9 protein-coding genes and 1 tRNA gene are annotated in these 9,692 nt (G+C 73.1%); 9 read left to right on the forward strand and 1 reads right to left on the reverse strand.

All coding sequences use genetic code 11. The annotated features are described in order from the left end of the window. The 7 genes from AB0J68_RS18420 to AB0J68_RS18450 all read left to right on the forward strand — a co-directional run. On the forward strand, positions 1 to 706 hold a 706-nt coding region (locus AB0J68_RS18420; RefSeq protein WP_363939552.1), incomplete at its 5' end, for a uracil-DNA glycosylase. Between the two features lie 92 nt (positions 707 to 798). Then, a complete protein-coding gene (locus tag AB0J68_RS18425) occupies positions 799 to 1,536 on the forward strand; it encodes a DUF4129 domain-containing protein (protein WP_363939564.1) in 738 nt (245 codons plus the stop codon). A 22-nt stretch (positions 1,537 to 1,558) separates the two neighbouring features. Further along, positions 1,559 to 2,146, forward strand: a complete 588-nt coding sequence (locus AB0J68_RS18430) for a hypothetical protein (protein ID WP_363939554.1) — start codon at positions 1,559 to 1,561, stop codon at positions 2,144 to 2,146. Next, on the forward strand, positions 2,146 to 3,153 hold the full coding sequence (locus tag AB0J68_RS18435; RefSeq protein WP_354854163.1) for a MoxR family ATPase: 1,008 nt from the start codon (positions 2,146 to 2,148) through the stop codon (positions 3,151 to 3,153). The genes AB0J68_RS18430 and AB0J68_RS18435 overlap by 1 nt, the downstream gene beginning before the upstream one ends. After that, positions 3,153 to 4,595: a DUF58 domain-containing protein gene (locus tag AB0J68_RS18440; protein WP_363939556.1), complete on the forward strand. Its 1,443-nt coding sequence runs from the start codon at positions 3,153 to 3,155 to the stop codon at positions 4,593 to 4,595. The genes AB0J68_RS18435 and AB0J68_RS18440 overlap by 1 nt, the downstream gene beginning before the upstream one ends. Positions 4,596 to 4,674: 79 nt before the next feature. Next, positions 4,675 to 5,238, forward strand: coding sequence for a hypothetical protein (locus tag AB0J68_RS18445; RefSeq protein ID WP_355062975.1), 564 nt, complete (start codon positions 4,675 to 4,677; stop codon positions 5,236 to 5,238). Positions 5,239 to 5,341: 103 nt separating this feature from the next. Further along, the gene (locus AB0J68_RS18450) at positions 5,342 to 6,673 is read left to right on the forward strand and encodes an NAD(P)/FAD-dependent oxidoreductase (protein WP_354854169.1); all 1,332 of its coding nucleotides are present in this window, start codon (positions 5,342 to 5,344) and stop codon (positions 6,671 to 6,673) included. A 58-nt stretch (positions 6,674 to 6,731) separates the two neighbouring features. Here the strand turns inward: AB0J68_RS18450 and AB0J68_RS18455 are convergent, their stop codons facing one another. Continuing rightward, positions 6,732 to 8,591: a hypothetical protein gene (locus AB0J68_RS18455; RefSeq protein WP_363939559.1), complete on the reverse strand. Its 1,860-nt coding sequence runs from the start codon at positions 8,589 to 8,591 to the stop codon at positions 6,732 to 6,734. 101 nt (positions 8,592 to 8,692) lie between these two features. Between AB0J68_RS18455 and AB0J68_RS18460 the strand changes: the two genes are divergently transcribed. Beyond that, positions 8,693 to 8,773: transfer RNA gene (locus tag AB0J68_RS18460), tRNA-Leu, on the forward strand. A 111-nt stretch (positions 8,774 to 8,884) separates the two neighbouring features. Beyond that, positions 8,885 to 9,692 (forward strand): Bax inhibitor-1/YccA family protein (locus AB0J68_RS18465; RefSeq protein WP_363939561.1); only part of this gene is annotated, 808 nt, incomplete at its 3' end.

Here is a 9,692-nt window from a genome sequence, read left to right on the forward strand (position 1 = left end):
CCGCGCCGCGCGGGCGACGGACCTGGCCGACCTCGACGCGGCGGTCAGTGACTGTTTCGCCTGTCCACGGCTGGTCCGGTGGCGGGAGGAGGTGGCCCGCACCCGACGGGCCGCCTTCCGCGACCAGGAGTACTGGGGTCGACCGGTGCCGGGCTTCGGCCCCGCCGATGCGCGGATCGCCATCCTCGGGCTCGCGCCCGCCGCGCACGGTGGCAACCGCACCGGCCGGATCTTCACCGGCGATCGTTCGGGCGACGTGCTCTTCGCAGCCCTGCACCGGGCCGGGCTGGCGAACCAGCCGACCAGTGTCGCCGCTGACGACGGGCTGGCGCTGCGCGACACCCGCATCTTCTCGGCCGTCCGCTGCGCCCCGCCGGACAACAAACCAACCCCGGACGAGCGGGACACCTGCGCGCCCTGGCTGCACCGCGAGGTCACGCTGATCCGGCCCACCCTGCGCGTCGTGGTCGCGCTGGGCGCGTTCGCCTGGGCCGCGTGGTGGCCGGTGCTGCGCCAGGTGTACGGGCAGCGCCCGCCCAGCCCGCGACCGGCGTTCGGTCATGGGGCACACTGGTCCGGCGCGGCCGTGCCGGAGTTGCTCGGTTGCTACCACGTCAGCCAGCAGAACACCTTCACCGGGCGGCTGACACCGGGGATGTTGGACGATGTCTTCGGCCGGGCCAAGCAGCTGGCCGAAGTGGACTGAGAACGCGTGGGGTGGTGGCGATGACGAACGGAACGCGCCCGCCCACGCCGTCCCCGGTCGCCGGGTCGGGTGTGGTCCGCCCGGTGCTCGGTCTGCTGCGTCGGTGGTGGCCGGTGGGTGCGGTGGCGGCGCTGCTCGCGGCCGCCGCACTGGCCTCGGCGCACTCGTCGATCGGCGCCAGTCAGATCCCGCCGGCCGCGGAGAACGTCCCCTGGGTGCCCGAGTACCCGACGGATATGCCGTCGCCGCCGCCGTCGATCCCGGTCGAGCCGAGGGACGCCGGCGAGGCCACCCAGGCGCACATCCCGCAGTGGATCGCCACCGTGGCGATGGCTCTGCTCGGGCTGGCCATCCTCGCGGTGCTGGGTTATCTCAGCTGGCTCCTGCTCCGTGGCGCGCTGCGCCGCACCTCGCGGGCGCTGCCGGCGCAGCGGGCCCGGCGTACGGCCGAGGGCACCGCCCGCGAAGTGGTCGCCGCCCTGGACGCCGGCCTGGTGGAGCTGGACGACCAGGCCACCGATCCCCGCGTCGCGGTGATCGCCTGCTGGGTACGCCTCGAGGAGGCCGCCGCCGCGGCCGGTGTGCCCCGGCGGCCCGGCGACACCCCGACCGACCTGGTCACCCGGCTGCTGCGGGGTGACCCGTCGACCGGGGTCCCGGCGATCGTCAGCGCCGACGTGCTGGCCGAGTTCGCGCATGTCTACCGCGAGGCCCGGTACGCCACGCGCGAGGTCGACGAGGGCACCCGCGACCAGGCCCGCGCCGCGCTGCGGCGGCTACGCGGTGAACTCACCATCGTGACGACGGGCGCCCCCGAGGTGTCGTCGTGAACGGGCCGGGGACGGTGCGACGGTGAGCGGCAGCGCCAGCATCGACGACCTGCTCACCTTCGAGGAGGAGCGGCCGAGGCAGGCCGAGCGTGAGCGGGGTGGCCGGGCCGGACGCGTCTTGCGGGCCCTGGCCGGCAACGCCGCCCTGGTCGCCGTGCTGGTCGTCGGTTTCCGGGCGGTCGGTCTGCAGGTGTCGCTGGTGATCCTGGTGGCCGGTGTGTTCGCGGTGTCCGGGGTGCGCCGGGTCGCTGCCGCGCTCGCGCCACCACCGGCGGCGAGGTCCCGTCCTCCGCTTCATCAGTACGACGACGACGGCACCTGGAACTGGGGTGCCCGGGACGCGCTGCGCGCCGCCATCAACGGCTGGGAACTCCCGCTGGACTGGTCCACGACGCGACCCGAACGCTTCACCGGGGTCATCCTGCCCCGGCTCGCGGAACTGGCCGACGAACGGCTGCGCCTCAAGCACTCGGTGACCCGTGAGTCGGATCCCGCCCGTGCCCGTGCCCTGCTGGGCGATCGGTTGTGGACGTTCCTGGAATCCCCGCCCCGCCGCCCCCCGTCGCCGCGCGATCTCGCGGTGATCGTCGCCGAACTGGAGAACATCTGATGAACGACGTGGACCGGAGCATGCCCGCCGCCGAGGTCGGTCGCCTGGCCCGGGCCGTCCTGGACGCGGTCGGCACCGTCGTGGTCGGCAAGCGGGACGCGTTGGAGCTGGTCCTCGCCGGGATCCTGGCCGGTGGGCACGTGCTCCTGGAGGATCTGCCCGGCCTGGGTAAGACGCTCACCGCGCGCTCCTTCGCCCAGGCGCTCGGGTTGGACTTCCGCCGGCTCCAGTTCACCCCGGACCTGCTCCCCGCCGACGTCACCGGCTCCTTCCTCTACGACCAGCGCAACGGCGACTTCACCTTCCGCGCCGGGCCGGTCTTCACCAACCTGCTCCTCGCCGACGAGATCAACCGGACGCCGCCGAAGACCCAGTCCGCGCTGCTGGAGGCGATGCAGGAGAAGCAGGTCTCGGTGGAGGGCGTGACGTACAAGCTGGACGAGCCGTTCCACGTGCTGGCCACCGCAAACCCGATCGAGTACGAGGGGACCTACCCGCTGCCCGAGGCGCAGCTGGACCGGTTCCTGCTGCGGGTCTCCTTCGGCTATCCGGAGCACGAGGAGGAGTGGGAGGTGCTGCGCCGTCGGATGGGCCGCCGCCGCGAGGAGGCGGACATCAAACCGGTCGTCGACGCCGCCACCCTGCGGGCGATGCAGGCCGCCCTGGAGGACGTGGTGGTGGAGGACTCCATCGGCCGGTACATCGTGTCGCTGACCGCGGCCACCCGGGAACATCCGTCGGTGCTGGTCGGCGCCTCGCCGCGTGGCTCGTTGGCGCTGCTGCTGCTGGCCCGGGTGCGCGCGGTGTTCGGCGGCCGGGACTACGTGGTGCCGGAGGACGTCAAGGAAGTGGCGGCGCCCGCCCTGGCCCACCGGATCACCCTGCGCCCGGAGATGTGGCTGCGCCGCGTCGACCCGGCCTTCGTGGTGGGTGAGGTGTTGGAGGCCACGCCCGCCCCGGCCAGCGGTGCGCTGCCCAGCTACGCCGCCGGCGGGCTCCGGCGCTGATGACCGGCCCGACCGCGCCCGCGCCGCGATCCACCGAGCCGGAGTCGGCCGCCGGCTGGGCGCCCACCCCGGCGCTCGGCCGCGCGGTGCTGCTCGCCGGCCTGCTGCTGGTGGCGGGGGTCCTGCTGGGGCGGGTCGATCTCGTCGTGCTGGCGGCCCCGTTCGCGCTGGGCACCGCGTACGCGCTGCGCCGCCGGCCCACGACGCTGCCGCAGGTCTGGATCACCGCCGGGGACGACGGACCGCTCGTCGAGGGTGGCGAGGTGTCGGCCGCCGTCAGTGTCGGCAACCCGGACGCGGTCGACTACGACCTCGTGGTGGTGCGGTCCCGGGTCTCGCCGTGGTTGCGGATCACCCGTGCCGGTTTCGCCGGCACCGGCCCGGCCGACGACGCCCCGCCCGACGACGCCCCGCCCGCTGCTGGCGCGTCCGCCCGCACCGGCCGCTCCGTCGCCGATCGGCCGTTCGTGACCTCAGTGCCCGCCGCCGCGGCGGTGGACCTCGAGTTGGCCGGCCGGGCTCTGCGCTGGGGCCGGCACCCGGTCGGTCCGGCCGGCGCGCGGGTCGCCACGGCGGGTGGCCTGCTGGTCTCCCGAGCGGTGTTCACCGAGCCGGTCGGGGTGCGGGTCTATCCGCGCACCGAACCGTTCGAGGCGGTGGAGGCGATGCCCCGCGCCGCCGGCCTGGTCGGCGCGCACCACTCCCGCCGGCCCGGTGAGGGCGGCGAGCTGGCCGGCGTACGGATCTTCGCCCCCGGCGACCGGCTCCGCCGCGTCGACTGGCGGGTGTCGCTGCGCGCCCGGCAGTTGCACGTGGCGGCCACCCTCTCCGACCGGGACGCCGAGGTGGTGGTGCTGCTCGACGTGCTCGCCGAGGCGGGGCGCTCCGGCGGCGTGGACGGCTCCGCCTCGGTGCTGGACACCACAGTGCGGGCCACCGCGGCGATCGCCGAGCACTACCTGCACCGGGGCGACCGGGTGTCGCTTGTGGAGTACGGGCCGGGGGCCCGCCGGTTGCGCGCGGCCGCCGGCCGCCGGCAGTACCTGACCGTCCTGGAGTGGCTGCTCGACGTGCGCGCCGAAGCCTCCCAGCACGAGCCGTACGACCAGGTCTTCGGCCCGCAGCAGCTCTCCTCGGACGCGTTGGTGGTGGTCCTCACCCCGCTGCTGGACGAGCGGTCGGCGCAGATGCTGGCGCGGCTGGCCCGCTCCGGCCGGTTCGTGGTGGCGGTCGACACGCTGCCGGCCAACCTGACGCCGCCGAAGGATCGGGGTTGGGCCGAGGTGGCGTACCGCCTGTGGCGGCTGGACCGGGAAACCATGATCGGGCAGCTCCGGGAGCACGGCGTGCCCGTCGTGCGCTGGGCCGGCGCGGGCAGCCTGGACCAGGTGCTGCGGGACGTGGCGCGGCTGGCGACGGCCCCAAGGGTCGGTTCCCGGTGAGCGCGAGGAGTGAGCCGGGTTTGCGAGCCCCGCAGTCGCGAGCGGCAGGTAGTCCGGTGAGGATCGAGGGTGTGGGCAGATGATCGACGCGATCACCGGGCGGGTTCGGGCTGCTCAGGATGCTGTTGCACGGATCAGCGCCGTTCCGCTGATGGTCCGGGCCGCGATCTTCGTCACCGCGCTGGCCGGGCTGGCGCTGGCGTTTCCCGCCGAGGTGTTGACCGGCCGGCCGCTGCTGCTCCTGGCGGTGGCGGCGCTGCTGCCCGCGGTGGGTCCGCGGCGGCTGTGGCCGACCTTCGTGGCGCTGGTCATGGCCGGCGGCTGGCTGCTCGCCACCGACGGATACGGCCGACCGGTGGCGTTGTGGCGGCTGCTCGCCGTCGCTGCGCTGTTGTACCTGGGGCACTCCCTGTGCGCGCTGGCGGCGCTGCTGCCGTACGACGCGATGGTGGATCCGGAGCTGGTCACCCGGTGGTTGCTGCGGGTGGCGGCGGTGCTGTTGGGTACGGCCGTGCTGGGGGTGCTGCTGTTGCAGGCGGCGGGCCTGGGCGGGGAGGCCGGTCATCAGTGGGTCACCGTGCTGGGGCTGGTGGTGGCGGTGGGTCTCGTCGCGTTGCTGGGTTGGCTGCTGCGGCGTAGGTGAACCCCTGAGGCGACAGAGTTATGCAGGTCACAGGGGTTGTGTTCCGTCACAGATGGGGGGCGCGAGCGGGATTACCTGAGCCCGGCGGGGAAAGATAGATGACGTGAATCCGAAGCGGATCCTTGTGGTGGGTGCCGGGCACGTCGGTCTCTACGCGGCCCTGCGCCTGTCAAAGAAGCTCAGCTCCCGTGAGGCTGAGGTCATCGTCGTGGACCCCCAGCCCCACATGACCTACCAGCCGTTCCTGCCCGAGGCCGCGGCGGGGAACATCTCCCCCCGGCACTCCGTGGTGCCGCTGCGCCGGGAGCTGCGCCGGTGCAAGGTGGTGGCGGGAACGGTCACGCGGGTCGAGCACGACCGCAAGGTGGCCACCGTGCAGCCGATCGTCGGTCCGGCCCGGGAGATCGCGTACGACCACGTGATCGTCGCGCCGGGTTCGGTGTCCCGGACGCTGCCGATTCCGGGCCTGCACGAACAGGGCATCGGGTTCAAGACGATCGGTGAGGCGATCTACCTCCGCAACCACGTGCTGGACCGGCTGGACGTCGCGGCCGTGACCCCGGATGCGGAGGTGCGCCGCTCGGCGCTGACCTTCACGTTCGTCGGTGGCGGTTACGCGGGCATCGAGGCGCTCGCCGAGATGGAGGACATGGCCCGGGACGCCCTGCGCTACTACCCGGAGCTGAAGCCGGAGGACATGCGCTGGGTGCTCGTCGAAGCCACCCAGCGGGTGCTGCCCGAGGTCGACCGGGACATGGGCGCCTACACGGTGCAGCAGCTCATGAAGCGCAACATGGACATCCGGCTGGACACCCGCCTGGAGTCCTGCGTCGACGGGGTGGTCAAGCTCTCCGACGGGGACAGCTTCCGGTCCGACACGATCGTCTGGACGGCCGGCGTGAAGCCGTCGCCGATGCTTGACGCGACGGACTTCCCGCGTGACGAGCGCCGGCGGGTCACCTGCATTCCCACCCTCCAGGTGGTCGACGGTGACCGGGTCATCGAGGGCGCGTGGAGCGCCGGTGACTGCGCCGCCGTGCCGGACCTGACCAAGGAGCCGGGCAACTTCTGCTCGCCGAGCGCGCAGCACGCGGTGCGTCAGGCGGCGCGGATGGCCGACAACATCGTCGCGGTGATCCGCGGCCGCGAGCCGGTCAACTACAAGCACAAGCACGCCGGCAGCGTCGCCAGCCTCGGCCTGCACAAGGGCGTCGCCCAGGTGTACGGCATCAAGATGACCGGCTGGCCGGCCTGGTTCATGCACCGGACGTACCACATGAGCCGGATCCCCTCGTTCAACCGCAAGGTCCGGGTGGTGGTGGACTGGTCGCTGGCGTTCTTCCTCAAGCGTGAGGTCGTCGCCCTGGGCCAGCTGCACGACCCGCGCGAGGAGTTCGTCGAGGCATCCCAGCCGGTGGGCGCGCCGCGCGTCTGAGCAAACTGGACGAAAGGGCCCCTCCTGCTCAGGAGGGGCCCTTTCGCGATACTCGGCGTCAGACCCGCCAGATCCAGGCGTCGGCGATGCGGGTGGCCGGGCCGTACAACTGCTCCAGGGTCGCCCGCAGGCTGTCGGCGTGCGGCGCGTCGTCGGCCAGCGCCACGCAGGACGCGCCCCAGAAGTCGACGTCCCGGGCGGCCTGCCGGCGCTGCTCGTCGCCGATGGCCGGCTGGTCGCCGCGGCGGGCGACGTCGGCCAGCAAAGCCGAGGTGGGCTGCTTGAAGGTGCCCATGGCGGCGGTGCCACCGCGCCCGTACGGGCCGATGAAGAACCCCTCGGGCAGGCCGAACCCGGCGTCGGCGGCGGCTGCCCAGCGCATCGGCCACGGTTCCTTGGGGGTGGGCAGTGGCACCGGGACCAGCACACCGCCCGGGCGGACGCACTGCCGCCAGTGCCCGCCGGTGATGAACTCCGGCACGGCGGGCCGCTCGGCGGTCGGCAGTGGGGTCGGGAAGATCGGCAGCAGGGCTGCGATGACGGCGAGCGGCACCAGCCGCCGCGCCCGGCCGGTGCCGCGCAGTGCCCGGTCGACGGCCACGACGAGCACCGTCGCCACAATCGGGAGCAGCGCCAGGCCGAACCGCATCGGCAGCGCGCCGTCCATCACCGGCAACCCGGCCAGCAGGGCGTACGGGCCGGGCAGCGCGGTGCGGGTGCCGCCGAGCACCACCTCCGGGCCGAGGGAGAGCGCGCCCATCACCAGCGCCGCCACCACGCAGGCGAGCACCAGCCGGCGCCGGCCGGCCCAGACCGCGCAGGCGGCGGTGACCAGCAGCAGCGGCCAGCCGAGGAAGGTGTTGTATTCGGCGGGGCCGGTGGTCAGCCGGGACGCCTCGTCGCTGCCGGCGACCGACAACGGGGAGACCGCCCACCAGCTGCTGAGGTCGGCCGAGAAGTAGGCCGGGCTGAACATCCCGTCGGCGACGCCCTGCGGCCCGGCGAACTGGAACCACAGTGGGTAGCCGAGCACCAGCAGCGCCAGGCCGGCGGCGATCGCCAGCCCGCCGGCGAATCCGGGCAGTGCGCGCCGGGCGAGGTCCCGGTCCGCGACGGTGTAGCTGATCGCCATCACCAGCAGTGTGACGGCGCAGAGGAAGAGGACCTCCTCGCCGATGAAGACCTGCGCGGTGACGGCTGCGGCCAGCCCGGCAGCGGAGCTGATCATCCGTCGTCGGTCCGGGCCGACCGATCGGGCGCGGCCCGTCGCGTCGGGTGTCGTGGGGCCGGGGTCGGACGCGCGGAGCAGCCGGAGCACCAGCCAGACGATCACCGGCACCAGCCACTGCGCCGTCATGTGCAGGTGGCTGTTGGACTGCGAGATCATGCCCGGACCGAACCCGCACAGCCCGCCGCCGAGCGCGGCGGCGAGGCGGTGGGCGCGCAGCGTCCGGTGGAACAGCAGGTACCAGGCGAGGGCGGTGCCGGCCAGGTTGGCGGCGGCGAGCAGCGCGAAGGTGGTGGGCGCGCCGAGCAGGAGGGTGATCGGCGCGCAGACGACGCCGAGCGCGATGACAGTGGTGTTGGCCATCAGGTTGACGCCGTCCGGGGCGTTGAGCCGGTCGGTGAGCAGGTGGAAGTCGCCGAGCAGCGCCCTCGCGTCGACCGCCAGGAACCATTCGTAGAGCGTCTGGTCCTCGGGGTTGAGCGCCAACGTCCGCCCACCCGGGTCGGGCCACAGGCCGTGGGTCAGCCAGCCGGCGAGCGCCACCCAGACCACCGCGATCAGCAGATCCGCCCGGTGGCGGCGGACGGCGGCCAGCAGCCGGACGGCCCGGGGTCGGCGGCTGACCTGATCGTCGAGACGGAAGACCTGGTCAGGGGCGGCGTCGGGGGCCGTTGGGGCTGCGCTGCTCACGGCATCGACCCTAATGTGGCCAGCCCGGCGGGGTACGCCGGGTCGCCGCGGACCGGCTACGGTGACACTGCACCGTGCGTGTCGGCGCGCGGGTGCCACCCGCCCGGGTGGTGGAACGGCAGACACGGCCGCCTTAAAAGCGGCTGCCGAAAGGCGTGCGGGTTCGACCCCCGCCCCGGGCACCCAGCCGCCACGGCGTCCGCGTTCCCATCGTGATCACCAGGAGTGGGCCGGGCAGTTTACTCTTGGGGTGCACGTTCACGTGCAAACGACCCCCTGAGGGAGGCCAGACAGTGAAGACCTCGAACCCGGTGCTCGCCCGGCTCGGCCAGGCGGCCGAGCGGGAGCGCTCCGCCGGGTACGCACCGGCCGGGCCGTACGGACAGCCCGGCATTCCGCAGCAGTACCCGTCCCAGGCCGGCTACCCGGCCGCACCGCCCGCCGTGGCACCGATGACCGTCGACGACGTGGTCGTCAAGACGGTCGCGCTGTTCGGCATCCTCGGCATCACCGCCGCGGCAGCCTGGGTGCTCGTGCCCGACGCGCTGGTCGGCACCGCCTGGATCGGCGCGGCGGTCGTCGGCCTGGTGCTCGGCCTGATCATCTCGTTCTCCCGGATGGCCAACCCGGCGCTCGTCATCGCGTACGCGGTCGTCGAAGGTGTCTTCGTCGGCATGGTCAGCAAGGCGTTCGAGTCCGCTTACGACGGCATCGTGCTCCAGGCCGCCGTGGCCAGCTTCGGCATCTTCTTCGTGATGACGATGATCTACAAGGCGAAGATCATCCGGGCCACCCCGGTCTTCGTCAAGGTCATGACTTCGGTGATCATCGGCCTTGCCGCGGTCATGCTGATCAACCTGGTGCTGGCGCTGTTCGGCATCAACACGGGTCTGCGTGACGGCAGCCCGCTCGCCATCGGCTTCAGCCTCGTCTGCATCGTGGTCGCGTCGCTGAGCTTCGTGCTCAGCTTCAAGGAGATCGAGGACGGCGTCCGGATGGGCCTGCCCCAGCGCTACTCCTGGGTGGCCGCGTTCGGCATCCTGGTCAGCCTGGTCTGGCTCTACATCGAGATCCTGCGCCTGCTGAGCTACTTCCAGGGCG

Source organism: Micromonospora sp. NPDC049580 (assembly GCF_040675595.1).
Taxonomy (GTDB): Bacteria; Actinomycetota; Actinomycetes; order Mycobacteriales; family Micromonosporaceae; genus Micromonospora.